Genomic DNA, 20,640 nt, shown 5'->3' on the forward strand with positions numbered 1-20,640 from the left:
GCGTCACCCGCCACCGCAATTGGTATGGACCTCCCCCTGATCCACCGCTATGCTCTGCCCCGCATGCAAGTGAGAGCGCTCTCAAGTTCTGCTGTTCCACCCCCACCCTGCTGGAACAACGAAGGGGCACTCCCTTGAGACGCACAACAGCCCTGCGCACCGGACTGTCCGCGCTCCTCTTGCTCGGCACCTGGGCCACCGCGAGCACCCTGCCCGCCTCCGCCGCGGACTCCCCGGCCGGCTCGGCCGAGGCACCGGCCTCCCCGGAACTCCTCTCCGCCATGCAGCGCGATCTGGGCCTGACCAGGAGTCAGACCGAGGCACGCCTGGCCGCGGAGAAGACCGCGACGGCCGTGGAGCGGAAGGCGAAGCGTGCCGCCGGGCCGTCGTACGGCGGCTCGTGGTTCGACGCCGAGAGCGGAAAGCTGACGGTCGCGGTCACCCGGGGCGCGGACACCGAGGCGATACGCGCGACCGGCGCGACCGTGCGCCTCGTGAGGCACAGCGCGCGGCAGCTCGACGCGGCGAAGGCGCGCATCGACGAGCTGTCCGCGCCCGCCGGAGTCAGCAGTTGGCATGTCGACCCCAAGGCCAACAAGGTCGTGGTGAACGTCGTCACCCCACGCCAGGATGACAACGATGTCCAGGCGTTCCTGGCGCAGGCCCGTCAGGCGGCTCCCGTGACGGTGAAGCAGACGCCCGGCGCACCGCAGACCTTCGCCGCCGGGACCGTGGGCGGTGACCCCTACTACACCGGCAACGTCCGCTGCTCCATAGGCTTCTCGGTGCACGGCGGCTTCGTCACCGCCGGGCACTGCGGCGGGGCCGGTGCCGCGGTGTACGGCTGGGACCGCTCGTACGTCGGCAACTTCCAGGGATCGTCGTTCCCGGACAACGACTACGCGTGGGTCAACGTCGGCAGCGGCTGGTGGACCGTACCGGTGGTCCTGGGCTGGGGCACGATCCCCGACCAGCTCGTCCGCGGTTCCAACGAAGCGCCCGTGGGAACGTCCATCTGCCGCTCCGGCTCCACCACGCAGTGGCGCTGCGGCACCGTCCTGGCCAAGAACGAGACGGTCAACTACAGCCAGGGCGCCGTCCACCAGATGACGAAGACGAGCGTCTGCGCCGAGGGCGGTGACTCCGGGGGCTCCTTCATCAGCGGCGACCAGGCACAGGGCGTCACCTCCGGCGGCTGGGGCAACTGCAGCTCCGGCGGCGAGACCTGGTACCAGCCCGTCAACGAGATCCTCAACCGCTACGGGCTGACACTGCACACCGCCTGAACCGCAGCACCTCGGACGAGCGGGCTCCGTCGCGGACCGACCGACGGAGCCCGCTTTGGCCGGACGGTCCGCCACCGCGACGCGGCGGCCCTCGGCGCACGGCCGGGCCCGTCAGCTCGCGAGGCCGGTCTTCGTCAGCCACTCCTTCGCGACGGTGGCGGCGTCCTCCTTGTCGTGGACCAGCTTCTTCATCATGTCCAGCAGGTCCGGGGTGGTGAGTTCGGCCGAGACCGCGTTGAGCGCCGACTTGGCCTTGTCGTCGACGGCGGACTTGTGGATCAGGGGCGTGACGTTCTGCGAGGAGTACAGGTTCTTCGGGTCCTCCAGCACCACCAGCTTGTCCTTGACGATGGCGGGATCGGTGGTGTAGATGTTGGCAGCCTGCACCTCGTTCGACTTCAGCAGCTTCAGCAGAGTGCTCTGGGAACCCGCGTCGAGCGGCTGGTACTTCCCGAACTCGACGCCGTAGATCTTCTTCAGGCCGACCCCGCCCTGCATACGGGTCTTGAACTCCGAACCGGCACCGATCATCCAGTCCCCCGCGACCGGTTTGAGGTCGGCGATGGTCTTGAGGTCGTACTTCTTGGCGGTCTCGGCGGTGACCGTGACCGAGTCCTTGTCCTGGGCCTCGGCGGAGTCCAGGATCGTCACCGACGACGGAAGCTTCTTCTTCAGTTCGGCGTTGATGTCCTCCGTGCTGGTCGCGGTGCTCGTCTTGTCGACCGCCACCGCCAGCAGCGCGCCGTTGTACTCGGGGAAGACCTGGATGGCCCCCTTGACCACCTGGCCGTAGTAGACCTCACGGGCACCGATGTCGAACCTGCGCGTCACCTTCAGGCCCTTGGCCTCCAGGGCCTCGGCGTAGATCTCGGCGAGCAGCTGGCTCTCGGGGAAGTTCGCCGAGCCGACGACGATGGACTTGCCGTCGCCGCCGTCGCCGCCCGTCAGCGGATTGCTGTCGCTGTCGTTCCCGCCGCCGCAGGCGGTCAGCGACAGCGCGGCGAGCAGGGCGACAACGGCGCCGCGGTGGATGCCTTTCATGGGTGTTTCCTTTCTTGGAGCCCGGGGGCTCGGACAGCTCAGGACGTGAAGGCCGCGACCCGAAGGCCCGGTGAGACGATGGCGCGCCGCAGCGCGGTGAACCCGATCTGGACGAGGAGCGCCAGGACGACGACGAGCGTGGAGCCGCCGATGACCAGCTCGTAGTCGTTGCGGGACAGTCCGTCGACGATGAAACGGCCCAGGCCGCCGAGACCGGGATAGGCCGCGACGGTGGCGGTGGCCACGACCTGGATCGCGGCGATCCGCAGCCCGAGGAGGATCAGCGGCAGCGCCATCGGTACCTCCACCCGCACCAGGACCTGCCACTCGGTCATGCCGACCCCGCGTGCGGCGTCCCTGGTGGCGGGGTCGACACCCCGGACTCCCTCGAAGGTGTTGAGGAGGATCGGCGGGACCGCGAGCGCGACGAGGGCGACCAGCACGGGCGTGGTGCTGAGCCCGGCGAGCGTGACGACGAGGACGACCAGTCCGAAGGTGGGGATCGCCCTCGCGAGGGTGGCCACTCCGGCCACGGCGAACGCCCCCCGGCCCGTGTGCCCGACGAGCAGCCCGGAAGCCAGCCCGATCAGGGCGGCGAACAGCAGCGACAGGCCGCTGTAGGTGAGGTGCTCCAGGAGCCGCTGGGGGATTCCCCCGTCACCGTGCCACTGCTGCGAGGAGGCCAGCCAGTCCCCCACGAGCCGGAGTTGGTTCAGGAGCTCGTTCATGACGTCGTCACCTTGCTCCGGGACCAGGGGGTGAGCAGCCGCTGTGCCAGGACCAGCAGTGCGTCGGTGGTGAGCGCGAGCAGCATGATCAGCGCGATCGCGGTGACGATCGGCGTCGGGAAGTCGAGCTGGAGGCCTCGGGTGATGTAGTAGCCGAGACCGCCCTGTCCGATCAGCTGTCCCACGGCGACGAGGCTGAGGGACGAGACGGCGGCCACCCGTACGCCGGCGATGACGACGGGTACGGCGATCGGCAGTTCGACCTGGACGATACGGCGTGCCGGGCCGAATCCCAGCGCGGTGGCCGCCTGCCGGACGGGTTCGGGGACCGAGGCCAGCCCGTCCACGACAGCCGGCACCAGGACCGACAGCGTGTAGAGCGTCAGGGGGATCATCACGGTGCGTTCGGTCAGCCCGGTGTAGTTGACGAAGATCATGAACAGGGCCAGGGACGGGATCGCGTACAGGATGTTGGCCACGGTCAGCACCGGCGCGTACAGCCATCCCCGGCGATGGCAGACGATCCCGAGGGGAACCGAGATGATCAGCCCGAACAGCACGGGCAGCAGGCCCAGTCGCAGGTGGACGCCGGTGTAGTCGGCGAGCTCACCGGCATGGTCGCCGATCCACTGCCACCGGACGAGCGGCTCACCGTCGCTCATCCCTCACCACCGCCCGCGCTGCCCGCGCCCGCCCTGTCCCCGGCTGCCTCCACGTCCTCGTTGGCCTCCGTCTCGGCAGCGTCGGCGGCGACCGTCGTGGCGGACAGCTCGTACGCGTCCGCGACGCCGACGACCGCGCCGTCCGTGTCCACGCCCACCGCGAGCCGGGAAGGCGACAGGAGCGCCGAGTCGAGGGCGGCCCGCGCCGAGTCGGCGACGAGGCTGAAGGTGGGGCCGAGCGGCAGCAGAGACGCGTCCGCGAGCGTGCCGCTCTGCGGCAGTTCGGGGACCGCGGCCCAGCCGAGCGGTCGCCGCTCGTCGTCGATGACGAGCACCCAGGGTTCGCGAGCCGCCCGTGCCCGCTCCACGGGAGCGGTGGCCGGCAGCACCGGGCCGTCACGCAGCGGCACCTCGGCCGCCTTGACGAAGGAGAGCCGGCGAATGCCCCGGTCCTGGCCCACGAAACCGGCCACGAACGCGTCGGCGGGGTGGGCGAGCAGCCGCTCGGGGGTGTCGAACTGGGCGAGCCTGCCGCCGGTCCGGAACACCGCGATGTGGTCGCCGAGTCTGATCGCCTCGTCGATGTCGTGGGTGACGAACACGATCGTCTTGTGCAGCTCCTTCTGCAGCCGCACGAACTCCGCCTGCAGCTCCGTGCGCACGATCGGGTCGACCGCGCTGAACGGCTCGTCCATCAGCAGCACCGGCGGATCGGCGCCCAGCGCCCTGGCCACCCCGACGCGCTGCTGCTGTCCGCCGGAGAGCTGGTTCGGGTAGCGCCTGCCCATCTCGTGCGGCAGCCCCACGAGTTCCAGCAGCTGCGCCGCCCGCGCCCGCGCCTTCTTCCGGTTCCACCCGAGCAGCAGCGGAACCGTCGCGATGTTGTCGAGGACGGTGCGGTGCGGGAACAGCCCGGCGTGCTGGATCACGTACCCGATGCCACGGCGCAGCTCGGGTGCGCGGATCTCCCGGATGTCCCGGCCGCGCAGGCTCACCGTGCCGGCCGTCGGCTCCACCATCCGGTTGATCATGCGCAGCGTCGTCGTCTTGCCGCAGCCGGAGGGACCGACCAGGACCGTGATGCCGCCCTCGGCCAGCTCCAGGCTCAGCTCGTCCACGGCCGTGGTGCCGTTCGGATAGTTCTTGCTCACCGCATGGAATCTGATCAAGGTTGCCCCTTACCCGACTGCATATGGTCATGCAGGTTTATCGGTGCCTGAATGACAGTCAATACTCGACCGTGAACGGCGTGTTACGGTCCCACGAAATCAGGCTGGCGCGTCCACAATGCCCATGTTGTCCTGCTGAAAGCCGTTCAGATCGGCCATCGCAGACGTAAGGAGACACCACGATGGAACCGGTCTGATTCACCTTCGTGAACGGGTCGGACATCGAACCGCGCGTCCGCGCTCACAGGTCGCACGCGGAGCCACTCATAGGCAGCCTGCACCGCGCGGTCCAGGTGCACGGGGCCGCGAGCTGCCCGCGAACCTGTCGTCGTACCGCCCGGTGCGCGGCGACTGACCGCGGTCCTCGCCCGGCTGCGTCAGGAGGGCGGGTTCGCGGAACGCGCCGGGAGCGTCGCGGTGAACGGGGTGACGGGCCGCTCCAGGCGTTCGCCGTCCACGGTGATGTCGACCGCCTCGTTGTAGAAGGCGAGAAGGCCCTTGACGGCAGCGACCGCGGGCAGCGGGGCCGCGTAGCTCCAGACGACGTTCGGCGGCACGTCGATGTCGCCGCGCAACGACCAGTACACGGCGGTGCCCTTGTACGGGCATCCGGTGCTGTGGTCGGTGGGGTCGAGCAGGTCGAGGCGGACGTCCTCGCGCGGGATGTAGTACCGCGTGGGCAGCCCGGTCTCGAAGAGCAGGACCGGGCGGTGGGTGTCCGCGACGACCGTGCCGCCGATCTCGACCTGGACATGGCGGCTGCTGGGGACGGCGTCCACCCGTTTGTACGGGTCGCGGGGGTGGATGAAGATCTCTTCCTCCTCCTCGTACCAGTGGTCGAGGCCCGTGCCGCTCCGGCGGAACCACTCGAAGGCGATGTGACCGGCCAGGTCGTCGGCGGGGAACGTCCAGGCCGCGTTCCGCAGCAGATCACCGCCGACCGCAAGGTCGTAGAAGACGAGTGATCCGGTGTGCGCGCCCGTCGGGGGATTCTTCGCCGGGCGCAGCAGATCCTCACGGACCTCCGCGCGGGGGAAGGCATAGAGCGGCACCGGCACGTCGGGCTCCCACACCAGGACGGGATGCCTGCTGTCCACGACGGTGACATCACCCTTGCGGCCGCGCACCCAGCGTTCGCTGGGCTCCCACCGGAGTCCTTCCGGGGTGACCCTGACGGCCCGGGCTGTGGGGAACGGGGTGGTCATGACCGGCTCTCCTTCATCTGTCGAGACGGACCACAACACCAGTGTGGTGTGCCGGGTCGTGTCCCGCAGAGCATGCCGGGGGCGCCTGGGGCTTCCCCGCCGGTTCAGAAAGTGGCGTTGACGGACTCCTTTATTCGGGCCTAGCGTCCGGCGGGACAGGTTTCACAGGGGGATGGTCAGAGTCGCCCACACGGCGTTCCCACCGGTGAGCAGCGATCGATCGACTCCCCAGCTGTCCGCGATCTCCTGCACCAGGAGCAGTCCGCGGCCGCTCTCGTCGTCCGGGCCCGGCTCACGAGTGGGCAGACCGCGGCCCGTGCCGTCCTGATCGTGCACTTCGAGGCGGAGGCACCCTTCCGGTATGAGCCCGATACCGCACAGGAACCGCGTACTGATCGTGTGGCGCACGGCGTTGGTGGCCAACTCGGACACGAGCAGTTCTGCGTCCGCGCACAGCTCACCGGGCAGGCGCCACGCGGTGAGCCTCGCGCTCATGGAGTGACGGGCGACTCTGACACTGGAACGCTGTGCGGGGAGCTCAAGCCAGTGCGATCGACCTGGGCTCGCGACGTCCGTGAGCCGGGGGGAGGGAGTCGTGTGGGGGGACACGGTTGACGCCTTCCATCGTGGGGCGGCCGCGGTGCGGAGACGCGGAGACGGGGAGGGTGAGCAGCGGGCCCGCCGGGAGGGGACGGCCTGTGACCCGGACGTCCGGGAACGCCAACTCCACCAGGCACAAGTGCAGTTGACGAGGATCGCTCGTTGCCCGGCGGGTTCACTCACACAAGTAACTATGCTCACAGGCGAGTTCAGGCTGCAACCGCCTGCCTGATAATTTCAGGAAGGCGGTATCCGACTGGTGGTATCCGTCTGGCGGCATCAGCAAGTCACTGTCAAACTCGTGCTCAGGGCAGTCCTCAGGAGGTAGAGCGTGAGCGAGGCTCGTTCCGGCGCGGGCACCAGCGCGCCCACCGTTCTCCGCATGATCCTCGGCCGGCGGCTGCAGGACAGGCGGCAGGGTGCGCAGGTGTCACTGGACGACGCCGCGAAGGCGCTGCGTGTGAAGCCTCTGACCATCCGCCGCCTGGAAAAGGCGGAGGTGGCCCTGAAGCCCCTCTACGTCGAGAAGTTGTTGCAGACCTACGGGGCCGGCCAGCAGGAGATCGACGAGTTCGTCACGCTGGCCGAGCGGGCCAACCAGCCCGGCTGGTGGTACCCGTACCGCGATGTGCTGCCCTCCTGGTTCACCGCTTACGTGAGTCTGGAGACCGGCGCCAAGACCCTGCGCACCTACGAGCCCCACTACGTCACGGGGCTGCTGCAGACGCACGGTTACGCACGCGCTCTGCTGCGCGCGGGCTTCCCGCACGACAGTGACGAGGACCTGGAGCGAAGAGTCGATCTGCGGCTGCGCCGCCAGAGCCTGCTGGAGAAGGCCGAGCCGCCCACCCTGTGGGTCGTGATGGAGGAAGCGGTACTGCACCGCGTGGTGGGCGGGGCCGAGGTGATGCGGGAGCAGATCGACCGGCTCCTGGCGGCTTCGGAGCTGGACCACGTCAGCATCGACATCGTGCCGTTCTCCGCAGGAGCCCACTTCGGGGTGTGCGCCCCCTTCACCTACTTCCGGTTCGAGGAACGTGAGTTGCCGGACATCGTCTACAGCGAGATCCTCTCCGGCTCCATGTATCTCGACCAGCGCTCCGACGTCGCGGCCCATCTTGAGGCGCACAACCGGATGTCCCTGCTGACCTCCTTGGCGGACAGCAAGGCCCTGTTGAACCGCATGCGCAAGGAGTACTCATGACCATCACCGACGGCAGTGTCTACAACGGGATGCCCGCGTCGGCCCTCGGCGAGCAGGGCTGGGAGTGTCCGTGGAGCGGTCCCAACGGAGGTCAGTGCGTGGAGACGAAGCAACTCGCCGACGGCCGCGTGGCGCTGCGGCAGTCGGCCGATCCGGCCGGCCCCGCGCTGATTTACACACCGGAAGAGATCGCCGCGTTCGTCGCGGGCGTCAAGAAGGGTCTCGCCGATCATCTGACGGCTCATCTGGCAGCCGGCTGAACCAGAGCACGAGCGGGACGGATTCGGGCCCACCCTGGTCACGGCCTGCCCGGCAACACCGACGCACACCACTGAAAGGAACAGCATGAGCACCCCCCACGCCGCGCGAGACATCGACACCAGCCGGCCACACTCCGCCCGCATGTACGACTACTACCTCGGCGGCAAGGACCACTTCGACATCGACAAGAAGGCTGCCGAGTCGGTCGCCGCGGCGTATCCCGGCGTCTTCGTGTGCGCCCGCGAGAACCGCGCCTTCATGCACCGGGCCACCCGCGTCCTCGCGCGGGAGCACGGTATCCGGCAGTGGCTCGACATCGGCACCGGCATCCCCACCGAGCCGAACCTGCATCAGGTGGCCCAGGCCGTGGTGCCGGAGGCCAGGGTGGTCTACGCCGACAACGACCCCCTCGTCCTCAAGTACGCCGAGCGCCTGATGCGCAGCACGCCCCAGGGCCGTACCACCTATATCGAGGCGGACGTCAACGACCCCGAGGCGCTCCTGAACGCCCCCGAGCTGGCCGAGGTCCTGGATCTCAGCCGGCCCGTGGCCCTGTCCCTGAACGCGCTCATGCACTTCATCACCGACGCCCAGGACCCGTACGGGATCGTCGGCCGTCTGCTGGGCGCCCTCCCCTCGGGCAGCGCCCTGGCACTGAGCCACTGCACGCCCGACTTCGACCCGCCCACCTGGCAGAAGGTCACCGACATCTACACCAACGCCGGAACTCCGGTGCAGATCCGCTCCCAGAAGGACGTCGCGCGCTTCTTCGACGGGCTCGACCTCCTCGACCCCGGCATCACCGTCGGCCACCGCTGGCGCCCCGACGCCCCGGCCGGTGACACCGCCCCCACGGACGCCGAGGTCAGCCTGTGGACCGGGGTGGGTATCAAGCGGTAGGCACCGCGGCGAGGGGCCGGGCGACCGGCCCCTCGGCGCCGCCGGGATCGCTCCTGCGCAGGTCGGACATCAGGCGGCATGCCGGCTGACGGCTTGGAGGAGGTGGTCGACGTCCTGCGGTGTGGTGGCGAAGGACGTGACGAAGCGGACGACTCCCGGCTCCCAGCGGTCGTGGTAGAAGGCGTAGCCGTCGGCCAGGAGCCCCTCCGTGACCTGCTGGGGCAGGCGGCAGAAGAGGATGTTGGCGTCGGCGGCGCCGAGCAGTCCGACCTCGGGTATGCCCTTCAGGCCCTCCTGGAGACGGGCGGCCATGGCATTGGCGTGCGTCGCGTTGCGCAGCCACAGGTCGTCGGTGAGGTAGGCGTCGAGCTGGGCGGCGTGGAAGCGCGCCTTGGAGGCGAGCTGACCGGCTCGCTTGGCACGGAAGGCCAGTTCGGCGGTGAGGGAGCGGTCGAAGACGACGATCGCGTCGGCGGTCATCGTGCCGTTCTTGGTGGCTCCGAAGGACAGCAGGTCGACACCGGCCCGCCAGGTCAGCTCGGCGGGAGTGCAGCGGAGGGAGGCGACGGCCCCCGCGAACCGGGCGCCGTCCATGTGCAGGCGCAGCCCCGCGTCCCTGGCGATCGAGCCGAGGGTGCGGATCTCGTCGAGGGTGTAGACCGCCCCGGTCTCGGTGGCCTGAGTGACGCTCACGACCGAGGGTTCCACGCTGTGTACGTCCCCGGCCTTGTGCCGTCCCGCCGCCCGCAGTTCGCCGGGGTCGATCTTGGCGTCGTCGCCACCGAGCGGGATGAGTTTGGCGCCCGCGGTGTAGAACTCGGGCGCGCCGCACTCGTCGTTGTTGATGTGGCTGTCGCGGTGGCACAGCACGCTGCCCCAGGGCGGAGTCAGCGCGGCCAGGCTCAGTGCGTTCGCCGCCGAGCCCGTGGAGACCAGCAGTACGTCCACCTCGCGCTCGAAGATGTCGCTCAGCCGACGCCGGACCGCGGCCGTGCTGTCGTCGGCCCCATAGGGCATGGCATGCCCTGAGGCCGCCCGAGCCACGGCCTCGATGATCTCCGGGGAGGTGCCGGCGGCGTTGTCGCTGCTGAAGATGCGCGCGGCGGGAGTTGTGGTGCTCATGGCCAAAGTTCCTTGTTTCCTGGGCTTGAAAGGGGGCGGGGCGGGTGGTCGTGGTGTCCCGGCTCGGCATCCGGCTCCGGCGGCTCAGGCTCCGCGGTGGGGCCCCGGTGCCGGGGAGCCTGAGGGCGGGGCGGGCGTCGCGGCCGGGTCGGCCGCGTGGATGAGCTGGCGCAGGGCCTCGTAGTAGACCTCGTGGTCGGTCACGGCAGCCAGGATCACGGCGAGATGGCCGGTCAGCACGGGGTACGCCTCCGGGTCGAGCGCGGCCAGCGTCGTACGGGTCGCCGCCTGGGCCGACTTCGGGTCGCGGTGGTCGACGAAGCTCGCGCTGCCGAGGGTGAGCAGATACATCCGCCGGTACGCGGCGATCGCCGCCTCGGGGGTCATCCCGGCCGCGAGGCTGTCGGCAAGCTGCGGTTCGACCAGGCGGGCCAGCAGGTTCGGGCCCAGCCAGGGGCGCGTGCCACGCAGGGCGAGCAGTCCCGGATGAGCCGCCAGCAGCCGGTACAGCGCGGTGAACCGGGTCTCGGTGGCCTCGGCCCAGTGGGTGTCGGGCTCGACCTCGGGCAGCCGGGCGGCCAGGTGGTCGGTGCACAGGTCCAGCAGTCCGGCCAGGTCGGTGCAGCGACGCTGGAGAGAGGCGAGGGAGATCTCCAGCCGCGCGGCCAGCGCACGGAAGGTCAGCGCCTCAGGGCCGCCCTCATCGATCAGGAGGAGGGCGGTTTCGGCGATGCGGTCCGGGGTCGCCCGGTCCAGCGACGGGGAGTGACGGGGCATACGGGTCATTGTACGGTACGCCGTATCGAACACAGCCGGCCACGCGATCGCCGGCCTGGTATCGCGCTCCCTCTCCAGGGACGGATCAGTCGTGCGGAACCACGGCGACCGGGGCCTCGACGTGGTGCAGGACGGCGTGCGCGACGTGACCGATGTGGGTGCCGAAGCGGCTGGTGCGGATGCGTCGGCCGACGACGACCAGGCAGGCCCCGCGGGAGGCGTCGACGAGAACCTGCGCGGCGCTGCCGCACTGGCTCACCTCGGTCACCTCCACGTCCGGGAACTTCTGCCGCCAGGAACGCAGAACCTCGGTCAGGACCGTGGCCTGCTTGCCTGCGAGCACGTCGTAGAGCTCGGCGTCACCTTGGAAGCGGTAGAAGGAGGTGGGCGGCTCGGGCCAGGCGTGGACCACGCTCAGGGAAGCGTTCCGGCGCGCGGCGGCGTCGAAGGCGAACTCCAGGAGAGTCTCGTCCGGGCGGCCGGTGTCGAGCCCGAGCACGACGGGCCGGAAGGCGGTCGCGGCGGAGGGCACGCCCGCCGGGTCCATCCTGTGCTCGTCGGCGGCCTGCTCGCCGGCCCGGACCAGTACCACGGGACGCTCGGCATGGGCGATGACGGCCAAACTGACCGAGCCGACCACGAAGCCCACGATCCCGCTGAAGCCGCATGAGCCCAGCACCATCAGGTCGGTGGAGTCCGCCGCCTCGATCAGGGCCTCGGCCGGGTCCCCGGTGAGGTGAAGGGTGATCACCTCTACACCGGGATGGCGCAGCCGTAGCCCCTCGGCGGCCTCACGGGGAACCCTCTCGGTCCACTGCCGCTGGGTCTCGGCACCAGGCAGCGCGGCCTGGAGCACGAGCTCGGGCACAGGCTCCCAGACGTCAACGACCCTCAGCGGCAGACCGCGCAGCCGTGCTTCGCGCGCCGCCCATTCGGCAGCAGCCCGGCTCTCGGACGATCCGTCGAAGCCCACCGTGACGGTTCGGAACATCGTCTCCACCTCCTGGGACCAGGCTCCCCTTCCAGCGTGGTGACGCCACGCTCACGGGGTCAAGGGCCGCAAGTCCCTCCACGGGACCGACCGACCCCTCGCCGACCGGATTCCCTGACATGAGCCGCTCCGGGCCTGCCCGAGCACCCACCTGGAACGGGACCACATGCGCCCCGGGATCCGGGGTACTCCGGGAATGAGTCCGCCGATGGCCGTCCGGTGGCAGTCCGGACCGGCGTGAACGCCCACGCCATCTCCGCTTCGTACGACACGGAGGCAGCCGCCATGGAACGAGTTCTCACCGTAGGCCTCGACGGCTCGCCGGAGAGCCTTGCCGCCGCCCGTTGGGCGGCTGACGAAGCGGAGCGGCGAAGACTCACCCTGCGCCTGCTGCACGCCTGGCCCGTGCTGGCGCCGGAACCGACGCACCTCCCCTCGGAGATCGACCAGAACTATTGGGCGAAGCACATCGTGCACACCACACGGGCGGAACTCCAAGCACACCGGCCGGGCCTCACCATCGTGGGCAACCTCGTCCCTGACGAGGCCCAGCACGCACTGGTCCAGGCGGCGTCGGAGTCCGAGATGCTCGTGCTGGGCTCGCGAGGGCTGGCACCCGTGGAGAGCTACTTCCTGGGTGACATCGGCATGTCCGTCGTGGCACGGGCCGAACGGCCAGTCGTTCTGGTGCGTGCCGCACCACCTGAACACAGGCCATCTCCCGCTTCAGGTACGCCGGCCGGCGTGGTGGTAGCCCTCAAACTGCACGGCCCGTGCGACGACCTGCTGGAATTCGCCTTCACCACCGCCGCGGCGCGGCACCTGCCCCTTCGCGCCGTTCATGGCCGCAGCGTCCCGCTGCACGCCCACACCCCCTGGGGCCTCGACCGCTCCGTCACGGAAGGCATCATCCAGGACGCGCAGCAGCACCTGGGCCAGGCCCTGCGCCCTTGGAGGGAGAAGTTTCCCGGCGTGACGGTGGCTGACCTCACCCCCCTGGAAAGCCCCGCCAAGGCTGTCCTACAAGCCGCCGAGGACGCCGACCTGCTGGTCGTCGGGCGACGCAGGCGGCATCCCACCCCGGCACCGCGCCTGGGCCCGGTGACCCAGGCCGCCATCCACCACGCCCGCTGCCCGGTCGCGGTCGTCCCCCATGACTGAAGTCCGGCCAGGGCTGCAATCGGGAGGGAACGGCGTCCTGGGTCAGCTCACCGGGCCGCTGGGCCGGTGCGAGGACCGCAAGGCACGCCTCAGGCGTGGGCATGCTCCTTCGATCACCCCGCGAGGTGGCGGCACACGGCTGCCACAGGGATGGTGAGAGGGGGGTACAAGGCGCGATCAGGCAGGTGCGTGATGAGTGACGAGGCGACGTCAGTGCCGCGGATTGTGGTGGGTGTCGACGGCTCCGAATCGTCGAAGGCGGCCCTGCGGTGGGCGGTCGGCCAGGGGAAGCTGACGGGTGGTGTGGTCGAGGCGATCATCGCCTGGGACTTCCCGACGGCCTGGTACGGCTTGGCTCCGCCCACAGACAGGGCTCCGGTGGACTACCAGAAGGAGGCACGCACGATGCTGGACCAGGCGATCGACGAGGCCCTCGGCCCGGGCCCGGGACGGCCCGTCGACCTCCGCCCCGTCTCGGCCCACGGACACCCGGCCGCCGTCCTGCTCGATGCCGCCGCGGGAGCGCAGTTGCTGGTCGTGGGCAACCGCGGGCACGGCGGATTCAGCGAGGCACTGCTGGGGTCGGTCGGCCAGCACTGTGTGCAGCACGCCCCGTGCCCCGTCGTCGTGGTCCGCGATTCCGGCCGCGGAGCCTGAGCACCGCGAGGACGTTCCTTGCTCAGCCCAGGAAGCTCAACCTCACCTGACGGTTGGGGTTGTCCCGGTTCGTGTCGACGAGACACACCGACTGCCACGTACCCAGCTCCAGTCGTCCGTCGATGACCGGCAGCGTGGCGTGGGGGGCCACGATCGCCGGGAGGACGTGGTCGCGGCCGTGACCGGCGCTGCCGTGGCGGTGTTGCCAGCGGTCGTCCGCGGGCAGGAGGGAGCGCAGCGCGGCGAGAAGGTCGTCGTCGCTGCCGGCGCCGGTCTCGATCAGGGCCACTCCAGCGGTCGCGTGCGGGACGAAGACGTTGAGGAGGCCGCTGCGTCCGGCGGCCGCCTCCCGCAGGAACTCCTCACATTCGCGGGTGAGATCGACGACCGACTCCCGGGAGCCGGAGGCGACGTTCAGGACTCGGGTGGTGAAGGCATCGGACATGCCTCCATCCTCGCTCACCCGCCGGGCCGGGCACGGCAGCTACTGCCCGCTGGGCGATACCAGGGGTCCATTCCGCGAGACACCATTGACCCTGCGGGAGCCACCTCGTTACGTTCAGCGGCATGTTGCGTCCCGTCATGCTCACTTCGCGCGGTCACATCGACCTGCTGCGGGTGGCCTCCGCCGCGTGTCCGCGCGGCTGCTGACGCCTCTCTCCCCGCTCTCTCCTTCTCCTCGCGCCCGCGCGTCGTCCCGCCCGCACGCCTGATCGTGTTCGGCTGCGGCTGATCCGTGTCCGGCGTGCGCCGCCCGAGTGCGTTCCCTCACCGGTCCCCTCCCCCGTGGAGCATCCATGAGCATCAGTCATGCCCCGCCCGGGTCTCCCGAATCCGATATTTCGGGTATCCGCAAGACGAACGCCGGGCCCGCCGGGCCCCCGGCCGCAGACACCGCCGGGCACGTTCCTGTCGCCCTCGAACCCATCGTCCCCAGCTCCGCCCGACGCACCCGTGTCCCCCGGTGGCTGCGTCGCACCACAGGACCCCTCCTTCTCCTCGCTCTGTGGCAACTCCTCAGCGCCACAGGAGTGTTGACGTCGGACGTACTCGCTTCACCGGGGCGGATCGCGCGGGTCGCGGGGGACCTCGTCGCCGACGGTTCACTGCCGGCGGCCATGGGCACGTCCGTGCAGCGGGTCGCGGCAGGCCTGCTGTTCGGAGCCGTCGCCGGTACCGGCCTCGCCCTGCTCTCGGGTCTGTTCCGGATCGGCGAGGACCTCGTGGACGCCCCCGTCCAGATGCTGCGGACCGTGCCCTTCGTGGGGCTCATCCCGCTGTTCATCATCTGGTTCGGCATCGGCGAGGCCCCGAAGGTGGCGATCATCACCCTCGGTGTGTCCTTCCCGCTGTATCTGAACGTGTACGCCGGGATCCGCGGCGTCGACTCCCAGTTGATCGAGGCCGGGGAGTCGCTCGGACTGTCCAAGTGGGGGCTCGTACGGCACGTCGTTCTCCCGGGCGCGCTTCCGGGTGCCATGACCGGCCTGCGGTACTCGCTCGGCATCGCCTGGCTTGCGCTCGTGTTCGCCGAGCAGATCAACGCGGATGCCGGGATCGGCTTCCTCATGGTGCAGGCACGGGACTTCCTGCGAACCGACGTCATCGTGGTCTGCCTGATCGTCTACGCCTTCCTCGGCCTGCTCGCCGACTTCATCGTCCGCTCCTTCGAAAGGGTGCTGCTGCAATGGCGACCGACGTTCACGGGCCGGTGAGTCCTCAGGCGACCGGGGCGCCCCGAGCCGCCCACGCCGTTCACGTGGAGAGCCTGACCCGGTCCTTCGACGGTCGCGCCGTCATCGATCGGCTCCGGCTCGATGTCCAGCCCGGTGAGTTCGTGGCCCTCCTCGGCCGCAGCGGCTGCGGCAAGTCCACGCTCCTGCGCATCCTCGCCGGACTCGACCGCGACATCGAGGGCACCGTCCTCGTGCCGCGCCGCAAGGCCGTCGCCTTCCAGGCCCCCCGGCTGATGCCATGGAAGAAGGTGTGGCGCAACGTGCTGCTCGGTCTGCCGGGCAAGCCCGAACGCGCCGTCGCCGACCAGGCGCTGGAGGAGGTCGGTCTGAGCCACCGCTCAGGCGCCTGGCCGAAGACCCTCTCCGGCGGTGAGGCCCAGCGCGCCTCACTGGCACGGGCGTTGGTCCGCGAGCCCGACCTCCTGCTGCTCGACGAGCCGTTCGGCGCGCTGGACGCCCTCACCCGCATCAAGGCCCAGCGTCTGGTGGGCGAGCTCTGGCAGCGGCGCGGCTGTGCGGTGCTGCTCGTCACGCACGACGTCGAGGAGGCCCTCCTGCTCGCGGACCGCGTCCTGGTGATGGACGAGGGGGTCATCGCGTACGAGACACCGGTCGAGCTGGAGCGTCCCCGCGCTGTCACCGATCCGCGCTTCGCCGAGCTCCGGGGCCGGCTGCTCGAACGCCTCGGCGTCGACACCGCGGCCGACGCCGCCTGAACTCCCCAGAACAGATGCCAGTTGCATCCCGCGCCTCCGCACCCGCCCCCGCCCCCGCAAAATCCCTCACCCTGCACCTACCGAACGGAACCGTCATGCGACGACGTCTCGTCCCCGCCGTCCTGCTCGTCCCCCTGGCCCTCCTGCTCTCCGCCTGCGGTGGTACCTCGGCAGCCGAGACCTCGGCCGGCGAGGGGACCGACGGCAAGGGCTCCCTCACGCTCAACGTCGGTGACCAGAAGGGTGGTTCCGAGGCCATCCTGCGAGCCGCCGGAGAGCTCAAGAACCTCGACTACAGGATCAGGTGGTCCACCTTCACCTCCGGGCCGCCGCTGCTGGAGGCCGTCAACGCCAAGGCCGTCGACATCGGCGGCGTCGGCAACACCCCGCCGGTCTTCGCGGCCGGGGCCAACTCAAGGATCAAGGTCGTGGCCGCCTGGCACGGCACTTCCAGGGGCGACACCATCCTCGTACCCGAGGGCTCGAAGCTGACGAAGCCCGCTGAGCTCAGGGGCATGTCCATCGCGGTGGCCCAGGGTTCGTCCGCGCACTACCAGCTCGTCGCCTCCCTCAAGAAGGCCGGGCTGACGTTCAGCGACGTCAAGGTCAAGTACCTCCAGCCGGCCGACGCGCTCGCCGCGTTCACCTCCGGCAAGGTCGACGCGTGGGCGGTGTGGGACCCGTACACCTCGCAGGTGCTCCAGGCCGAGCAGGGCCGCATCCTGACGACCGGCGAGGGCATCACCAACGGCCTCTCGTTCCAGGTGGCGGCGCCGTCCGCCCTGGAGGACGAGGGGAAGGCCGCCGCCATCGAGGACTACCTGGATCGGCTGCGCCGTGCCTACGCCTGGGTCTACGACCACCCGGAGGCGTGGGCGAAGGTGTGGGCCAAGGACACCGGCCTGCCCTACGAGGTGGCGCTGGCCTCGGTGAAGCGCACCAACGCCTCCCGTGTCGCGGTCGCCGTCGACAAGCCGCTGATCGCCTCCGAGCAGACGATCGCGGACACGTTCACCAGCCTGAAGCTGATCCCGCGCACGGTGGACTTCGGGAAGTTCGTCGACACCCGCTACAACGGCGACCTGCCGCCGTCCACCGCCGAGCCCCGCCTCTACAAGGAATCCTGAGGAAAACCCTGATGCCCCTTCACCTTCACTGGTTCCTGCCGACGGGCGGTGACGGCCGCACACTCGTCGACCGGCACGCGTACGCGCCGAACCACGTCGACGCCGCCCTCCGGGTCCGCGGGGTGCGTGCCCCGGACATCGCCTACCTCGCCCAGATAGCCAAGGCCGCCGAGCAGTTGGGTTTCGAGGCGGTGCTGACGCCGACGGGCACCTGGTGCGAGGACGCCTGGCTGACGACGGTCGCGCTCGCCCAGCACACCGAGCGGCTGAAGTTCCTGGTCGCGTTCCGGCCGGGAGTGATCTCACCGACCCTCGCCGCGCAGATGGCGGCGACGTACCAGCGCGTCACGCGCGGCCGGCTGCTGCTCAACGTCGTCACCGGTGGCGACTCGTCCGAGCAGCGGCGCTTCGGCGACCGTCTGGGCCACGACCAGCGGTACGCCCGTACGGACGAGTTCCTCTCGGTCGTACGAGGAGTGTGGCGCGGGCAGCCGTTCGACTTCGACGGCGCGCACTACCGGGTCGAGGGCGGGCTGACCGCTCTGCCGCCGGACCCGGTGCCGCAGATCTTCTTCGGCGGCTCGTCGCCGGCCGCGGGGCCGGTCGCGGCCCGGCACGCGGACGTCTATCTGACCTGGGGCGAGCCTCCCGCCCAGGTCAAGGAGAAGATCGACTGGATCCGCGCGCTCGCCGAGGAACAGGGGCGCACGGTCCGGTTCGGCATCCGGCTGCACACGATCTCGCGCGACGCGTCGGCCGAGGCGTGGGCGACGGCGAACCGCCTGCTCGACGACCTCGACGCGGACACGATCGCGGCGGCACAGGCGGCTCTCGGGCGCAGCGAGTCGGTGGGCCAGCAGCGCATGCTCGCCCTGCACGGTGGTTCACGGGACGAGTTGGAGATCTCGCCCAACCTGTGGGCGGGCGTGGGGCTCGTCCGCGGTGGCGCGGGCACCGCGCTCGTGGGCAGCCATGCCGAGGTCGCCGACCGGATCGAGGAGTACCACGCCCTGGGTATCGAGCACTTCGTGCTCTCCGGCTATCCGCACCTGGAGGAGGCGTACTGGTTCGGGGAGGGCGTGATCCCGGACCTGGCGGCCCGGGGGCTGCTCTCCGGCCCGAGCACGAGGGCCGGGGGTGGCGCGCCGCTGATGGTCGCGAGCGGTCGCTGACGTAGCCAGGCAGCGCGCACTCCGGTGAGCGCGAGAACGCGAGACCATGTCTCCTCCGGGAAGATCCACGGCCCCGGTGCGGTTGGTAGAAGCGTGAACAACACCGGGGTACGAGATGTCGATGCCGTGGTGATAGGCGCCGGGCAGGCAGGACTGGCCGGCGCCTATCACCTGCGGCGCACCGGTTTCGAGCCGGAGCGGGACTTCGTGGTGCTGGACCACGCGCCGCGGCCGGGCGGTGCCTGGCAGTTCCGCTGGCCGTCGCTGACATACGGCAAAGTGCACGGGATGCACGCGCTGCCCGGTATGGAACTGACCGGCGCGGACCCGGCGCGCCCGTCGTCCGACGTCATCTCGGAGTACTTCGACACCTACGAGCGGACCTTCGGCCTGCGGGTGCGCCGACCGGTCGACGTGCGCGCGGTACGGGAGGGCGAGGGAGGGCGGCTGCTCGTCGAGACCTCGGCGGGGACCTGGTCGACTCGGGCCCTGATCAACGCGACCGGCACCTGGGACCGGCCGTTCTGGCCGCGCTATCCCGGTCAGGAGACGTTCCGGGGGCGGCAGTTGCACACGGCGCAGTATCCGGGTCCGGAGGAGTTCGCCGGGCAGCGGGTGGTGGTCGTCGGCGGGGGTGCGTCCGGTACACAGCATCTGCTGGAGATCGCCCCGTACGCCGCCGCGACCACCTGGGTGACCAGGCGTCCGCCGGTCTTCCGTGAGGACCCCTTCGACCAGGAGGCCGGGCGGTCGGCCGTCGCGCTCGTCGAGGAGCGGGTACGGCAGGGGCTGCCGCCGAGGAGTGTGGTGTCGGTGACCGGGCTGCCGTTGAACGACGCGGTCCGCCAGGGCATCGCGGACGGGGTGCTCGACCGGCTGCCGATGTTCGACCGCGTCACGCCGGACGGTGTGGAGTGGGACGACGGACGGCGCGTGGACGCCGACGTCATCCTGTGGGCCACCGGGTTCCGTGCCGCTCTCGATCATCTGGCGCCGCTGCGGCTGCGTGAGCCCGGTGGCGGCATCCGTGTCGAGGGCACCCGCGTGGTCGCCGATCCGCGGATCCATCTGGTGGGGTACGGGCCGTCGGCCAGCACGATCGGCGCCAACCGGGCGGGACGCGCGGCGGTTCGGGACATCAGGCGGCTGCTGGCCGGGGAGGCACTCGCCGCGTGACGCCCCGGCGCGGGGTCACTTGGTGGCCTGCGCGCTCTTGCGGTTCCGGTTGAACTCCGCGACGTTCCGCTGGTGTTCCTTGAAGTTGGCCGTGAAGCGGGTGTCGCCCGGCTTGACGGTGACGAAGTAGAGCCAGTCACCGGGCGTCGGGTTGATCGCGGCGCGCACCGCCTCCTCTCCGGGGTTCGCGATCGGCGTGGGCGGCAGGCCCATGCGCTGGTAGGAGTTGTAGGGGCTGTTGAGCTTCGTCTCCTTCTCGGTGGTGTCCACCGAGAAGCGGTTCAGCGCGTAGTTGATGGTGGAGTCCATCTGCAAGGGCATTCCGCGCTCCAGGCGGTTGAAGATGACCCGGGCCACCTTGCCCATGTCGGCCTTGGTGGCGGCCTCGGCCTGGACGATGCTCGCAATGGTGATCGTCTGGTAGAAGTTCAGGGCGTTGCGCTGCGCACCGGCAGTGACCTGGCCTCCGTTCAGTCGCTGGTTCGCAGTGTCGACCATCGACGACAGCAGGGACTCGGGGGTCGTCTTCTTGCCGAGGGAGTACGACGCCGGGAAGAGGTAGCCCTCCGGGTTGCCCGCGGCCTCGGGCGGGAGCTTCAGTGCGGCCTTGCCCAGGGACTTCTTGGTGGTGCCCGCGGGCAGGGCGAGGGCCTTGTCGACGGCTTGGTAGACCTGGGTCGCCCGCCAGCCCTCCGGGATCACCAGGGACGTGGGGCGCGACTGCCCGGCCCCGGCGTTGATGCTCAGCAGCGGCACCGCCACGGCGGCAGCCGCCACGACGGCTCCGGTCGCGATGAGGGCGACCCGGCCGCGGTGCGTCAGTCGAATCTTGCTCCGTGGCGGAGTGTTGGTCTGCATGCGGGCACGGTAACCCGCCAAAGCTCACAAATCCGGCATATCTTCATCTTGTCAGTCCGATCGGTGTCACGATGACCCAGCGTCACGGCGA

Annotated in this window: 23 protein-coding genes; 12 read left to right on the forward strand and 11 right to left on the reverse strand. The window is 70.1% G+C overall.

What is annotated here, in order from left to right:
* Nucleotides 1–134 precede the first annotated feature (134 nt).
* The gene (locus IE262_RS03465) at nt 135–1,286 is read left to right on the forward strand and encodes a S1 family peptidase (RefSeq protein ID WP_189871144.1); all 1,152 of its coding nucleotides are present in this window, start codon (nt 135–137) and stop codon (nt 1,284–1,286) included.
* A 111-nt stretch (nt 1,287–1,397) separates the two neighbouring features.
* Here the strand turns inward: IE262_RS03465 and IE262_RS03470 are convergent, their stop codons facing one another.
* The 6 genes from IE262_RS03470 to IE262_RS03495 form a co-directional block, all read right to left on the reverse strand.
* Nucleotides 1,398–2,327 (reverse strand): ABC transporter substrate-binding protein, encoded by a 930-nt coding sequence (locus tag IE262_RS03470; RefSeq protein ID WP_189871146.1) that lies wholly within the window; start codon nt 2,325–2,327, stop codon nt 1,398–1,400.
* A gap of 38 nt (nt 2,328–2,365) precedes the next feature.
* Nucleotides 2,366–3,055, reverse strand: coding sequence for an ABC transporter permease (locus IE262_RS03475; protein WP_189871149.1), 690 nt, complete (start codon nt 3,053–3,055; stop codon nt 2,366–2,368).
* Nucleotides 3,052–3,717 carry an ABC transporter permease gene (locus IE262_RS03480; RefSeq protein WP_189871151.1) on the reverse strand — a complete coding sequence of 222 codons (666 nt, stop codon included), beginning with the start codon at nt 3,715–3,717 and terminating at the stop codon, nt 3,052–3,054. Before IE262_RS03480 ends, IE262_RS03475 begins: the two co-directional genes overlap by 4 nt.
* The gene (locus IE262_RS03485; RefSeq protein WP_189871153.1) at nt 3,714–4,886 is read right to left on the reverse strand and encodes an ABC transporter ATP-binding protein; all 1,173 of its coding nucleotides are present in this window, start codon (nt 4,884–4,886) and stop codon (nt 3,714–3,716) included. Before IE262_RS03485 ends, IE262_RS03480 begins: the two co-directional genes overlap by 4 nt.
* A gap of 377 nt (nt 4,887–5,263) precedes the next feature.
* Nucleotides 5,264–6,091, reverse strand: coding sequence for a DUF427 domain-containing protein (locus IE262_RS03490; protein WP_189871155.1), 828 nt, complete (start codon nt 6,089–6,091; stop codon nt 5,264–5,266).
* Nucleotides 6,092–6,253: 162 nt separating this feature from the next.
* Nucleotides 6,254–6,700: an ATP-binding protein gene (locus IE262_RS03495; protein ID WP_134030714.1), complete on the reverse strand. Its 447-nt coding sequence runs from the start codon at nt 6,698–6,700 to the stop codon at nt 6,254–6,256.
* 322 nt (nt 6,701–7,022) lie between these two features.
* Here IE262_RS03495 and IE262_RS03500 point away from each other — a divergent pair, with 322 nt between their 5' ends.
* The 3 genes from IE262_RS03500 (at nt 7,023) to IE262_RS03510 (ending at nt 9,056) form a co-directional block, all read left to right on the forward strand.
* Nucleotides 7,023–7,895 (forward strand): Sco1979 family transcriptional regulator, encoded by an 873-nt coding sequence (locus IE262_RS03500; RefSeq protein WP_134030719.1) that lies wholly within the window; start codon nt 7,023–7,025, stop codon nt 7,893–7,895.
* Complete coding sequence (locus tag IE262_RS03505) at nt 7,892–8,155, forward strand: DUF397 domain-containing protein (protein ID WP_134030722.1); 264 nt, start codon at nt 7,892–7,894, stop codon at nt 8,153–8,155. Before IE262_RS03500 ends, IE262_RS03505 begins: the two co-directional genes overlap by 4 nt.
* Before the next feature lie 85 nt (nt 8,156–8,240).
* Nucleotides 8,241–9,056, forward strand: a complete 816-nt coding sequence (locus IE262_RS03510; protein ID WP_189871157.1) for an SAM-dependent methyltransferase — start codon at nt 8,241–8,243, stop codon at nt 9,054–9,056.
* A gap of 69 nt (nt 9,057–9,125) precedes the next feature.
* Here IE262_RS03510 and IE262_RS03515 read toward each other — a convergent pair whose 3' ends face one another.
* From IE262_RS03515 to IE262_RS03525, 3 genes are all read right to left on the reverse strand, one after another.
* Nucleotides 9,126–10,178 carry a threonine aldolase family protein gene (locus IE262_RS03515; RefSeq protein ID WP_189871159.1) on the reverse strand — a complete coding sequence of 351 codons (1,053 nt, stop codon included), beginning with the start codon at nt 10,176–10,178 and terminating at the stop codon, nt 9,126–9,128.
* Nucleotides 10,179–10,262: 84 nt separating this feature from the next.
* On the reverse strand, nt 10,263–10,955 hold the full coding sequence (locus IE262_RS03520; RefSeq protein ID WP_189871161.1) for a TetR/AcrR family transcriptional regulator: 693 nt from the start codon (nt 10,953–10,955) through the stop codon (nt 10,263–10,265).
* A gap of 85 nt (nt 10,956–11,040) precedes the next feature.
* Nucleotides 11,041–11,946, reverse strand: a complete 906-nt coding sequence (locus IE262_RS03525; RefSeq protein ID WP_189871163.1) for a universal stress protein — start codon at nt 11,944–11,946, stop codon at nt 11,041–11,043.
* 285 nt (nt 11,947–12,231) lie between these two features.
* Here IE262_RS03525 and IE262_RS03530 point away from each other — a divergent pair, with 285 nt between their 5' ends.
* Together IE262_RS03530 and IE262_RS03535 are read left to right on the forward strand one after the other, a co-directional pair.
* Nucleotides 12,232–13,107, forward strand: coding sequence for a universal stress protein (locus IE262_RS03530; protein ID WP_189871641.1), 876 nt, complete (start codon nt 12,232–12,234; stop codon nt 13,105–13,107).
* Nucleotides 13,108–13,299: 192 nt separating this feature from the next.
* Nucleotides 13,300–13,764: a universal stress protein gene (locus tag IE262_RS03535; RefSeq protein ID WP_134030737.1), complete on the forward strand. Its 465-nt coding sequence runs from the start codon at nt 13,300–13,302 to the stop codon at nt 13,762–13,764.
* Nucleotides 13,765–13,786: 22 nt separating this feature from the next.
* On the opposite strand, the gene IE262_RS03540 is transcribed toward IE262_RS03535, so the two are convergent.
* A complete protein-coding gene (locus tag IE262_RS03540; RefSeq protein ID WP_189871165.1) occupies nt 13,787–14,209 on the reverse strand; it encodes a secondary thiamine-phosphate synthase enzyme YjbQ in 423 nt (140 codons plus the stop codon).
* A gap of 122 nt (nt 14,210–14,331) precedes the next feature.
* Here IE262_RS03540 and IE262_RS40480 point away from each other — a divergent pair, with 122 nt between their 5' ends.
* The 6 genes from IE262_RS40480 (at nt 14,332) to IE262_RS03565 (ending at nt 19,691) form a co-directional block, all read left to right on the forward strand.
* A complete protein-coding gene (locus tag IE262_RS40480; protein WP_350955903.1) occupies nt 14,332–14,415 on the forward strand; it encodes a putative leader peptide in 84 nt (27 codons plus the stop codon).
* 146 nt (nt 14,416–14,561) lie between these two features.
* Complete coding sequence (locus IE262_RS03545; protein ID WP_134030743.1) at nt 14,562–15,479, forward strand: ABC transporter permease; 918 nt, start codon at nt 14,562–14,564, stop codon at nt 15,477–15,479.
* On the forward strand, nt 15,452–16,216 hold the full coding sequence (locus tag IE262_RS03550) for an ABC transporter ATP-binding protein (protein ID WP_189871167.1): 765 nt from the start codon (nt 15,452–15,454) through the stop codon (nt 16,214–16,216). The genes IE262_RS03545 and IE262_RS03550 overlap by 28 nt, the downstream gene beginning before the upstream one ends.
* Before the next feature lie 95 nt (nt 16,217–16,311).
* Nucleotides 16,312–17,343 carry an ABC transporter substrate-binding protein gene (locus tag IE262_RS03555; RefSeq protein ID WP_189871169.1) on the forward strand — a complete coding sequence of 344 codons (1,032 nt, stop codon included), beginning with the start codon at nt 16,312–16,314 and terminating at the stop codon, nt 17,341–17,343.
* An 11-nt stretch (nt 17,344–17,354) separates the two neighbouring features.
* Nucleotides 17,355–18,515, forward strand: a complete 1,161-nt coding sequence (locus tag IE262_RS03560) for an LLM class flavin-dependent oxidoreductase (protein WP_134030753.1) — start codon at nt 17,355–17,357, stop codon at nt 18,513–18,515.
* A 93-nt stretch (nt 18,516–18,608) separates the two neighbouring features.
* A complete protein-coding gene (locus IE262_RS03565) occupies nt 18,609–19,691 on the forward strand; it encodes an NAD(P)-binding domain-containing protein (protein ID WP_134030756.1) in 1,083 nt (360 codons plus the stop codon).
* Nucleotides 19,692–19,706: 15 nt separating this feature from the next.
* Here the strand turns inward: IE262_RS03565 and mltG are convergent, their stop codons facing one another.
* Nucleotides 19,707–20,549, reverse strand: a complete 843-nt coding sequence (gene mltG / locus IE262_RS03570) for an endolytic transglycosylase MltG (protein ID WP_134030759.1) — start codon at nt 20,547–20,549, stop codon at nt 19,707–19,709.
* Between the last annotated feature and the right edge of the window lie 91 nt (nt 20,550–20,640).

Source organism: Streptomyces bluensis, assembly GCF_014650715.1.
In the GTDB taxonomy this organism is placed as follows: Bacteria; Actinomycetota; Actinomycetes; order Streptomycetales; family Streptomycetaceae; genus Streptomyces; species Streptomyces bluensis.

Bases quoted from the DNA above. Each gene is read 5' to 3' on its own strand.
- IE262_RS03550 (WP_189871167.1), top strand. From the start codon at position 15,452: ATGGCGACCGACGTTCACGGGCCGGTGAGTCCTCAGGCGACCGGGGCG.
- IE262_RS03515 (WP_189871159.1), bottom strand. From the start codon at position 10,178: ATGAGCACCACAACTCCCGCCGCGCGCATCTTCAGCAGCGACAACGCC.
- IE262_RS03540 (WP_189871165.1), bottom strand. From the start codon at position 14,209: ATGTCCGATGCCTTCACCACCCGAGTCCTGAACGTCGCCTCCGGCTCC.
- IE262_RS03490 (WP_189871155.1), bottom strand. From the start codon at position 6,091: ATGACCACCCCGTTCCCCACAGCCCGGGCCGTCAGGGTCACCCCGGAA.
- IE262_RS03535 (WP_134030737.1), top strand. From the start codon at position 13,300: ATGAGTGACGAGGCGACGTCAGTGCCGCGGATTGTGGTGGGTGTCGAC.
- IE262_RS03545 (WP_134030743.1), top strand. From the start codon at position 14,562: ATGAGCATCAGTCATGCCCCGCCCGGGTCTCCCGAATCCGATATTTCG.
- IE262_RS03470 (WP_189871146.1), bottom strand. From the start codon at position 2,327: ATGAAAGGCATCCACCGCGGCGCCGTTGTCGCCCTGCTCGCCGCGCTG.
- mltG (WP_134030759.1), bottom strand. From the start codon at position 20,549: ATGCAGACCAACACTCCGCCACGGAGCAAGATTCGACTGACGCACCGC.
- IE262_RS03520 (WP_189871161.1), bottom strand. From the start codon at position 10,955: ATGCCCCGTCACTCCCCGTCGCTGGACCGGGCGACCCCGGACCGCATC.
- IE262_RS03555 (WP_189871169.1), top strand. From the start codon at position 16,312: ATGCGACGACGTCTCGTCCCCGCCGTCCTGCTCGTCCCCCTGGCCCTC.
- IE262_RS03505 (WP_134030722.1), top strand. From the start codon at position 7,892: ATGACCATCACCGACGGCAGTGTCTACAACGGGATGCCCGCGTCGGCC.
- IE262_RS03525 (WP_189871163.1), bottom strand. From the start codon at position 11,946: ATGTTCCGAACCGTCACGGTGGGCTTCGACGGATCGTCCGAGAGCCGG.
- IE262_RS03475 (WP_189871149.1), bottom strand. From the start codon at position 3,055: ATGAACGAGCTCCTGAACCAACTCCGGCTCGTGGGGGACTGGCTGGCC.
- IE262_RS03480 (WP_189871151.1), bottom strand. From the start codon at position 3,717: ATGAGCGACGGTGAGCCGCTCGTCCGGTGGCAGTGGATCGGCGACCAT.
- IE262_RS40480 (WP_350955903.1), top strand. From the start codon at position 14,332: ATGTTGCGTCCCGTCATGCTCACTTCGCGCGGTCACATCGACCTGCTG.
- IE262_RS03560 (WP_134030753.1), top strand. From the start codon at position 17,355: ATGCCCCTTCACCTTCACTGGTTCCTGCCGACGGGCGGTGACGGCCGC.
- IE262_RS03510 (WP_189871157.1), top strand. From the start codon at position 8,241: ATGAGCACCCCCCACGCCGCGCGAGACATCGACACCAGCCGGCCACAC.
- IE262_RS03530 (WP_189871641.1), top strand. From the start codon at position 12,232: ATGGAACGAGTTCTCACCGTAGGCCTCGACGGCTCGCCGGAGAGCCTT.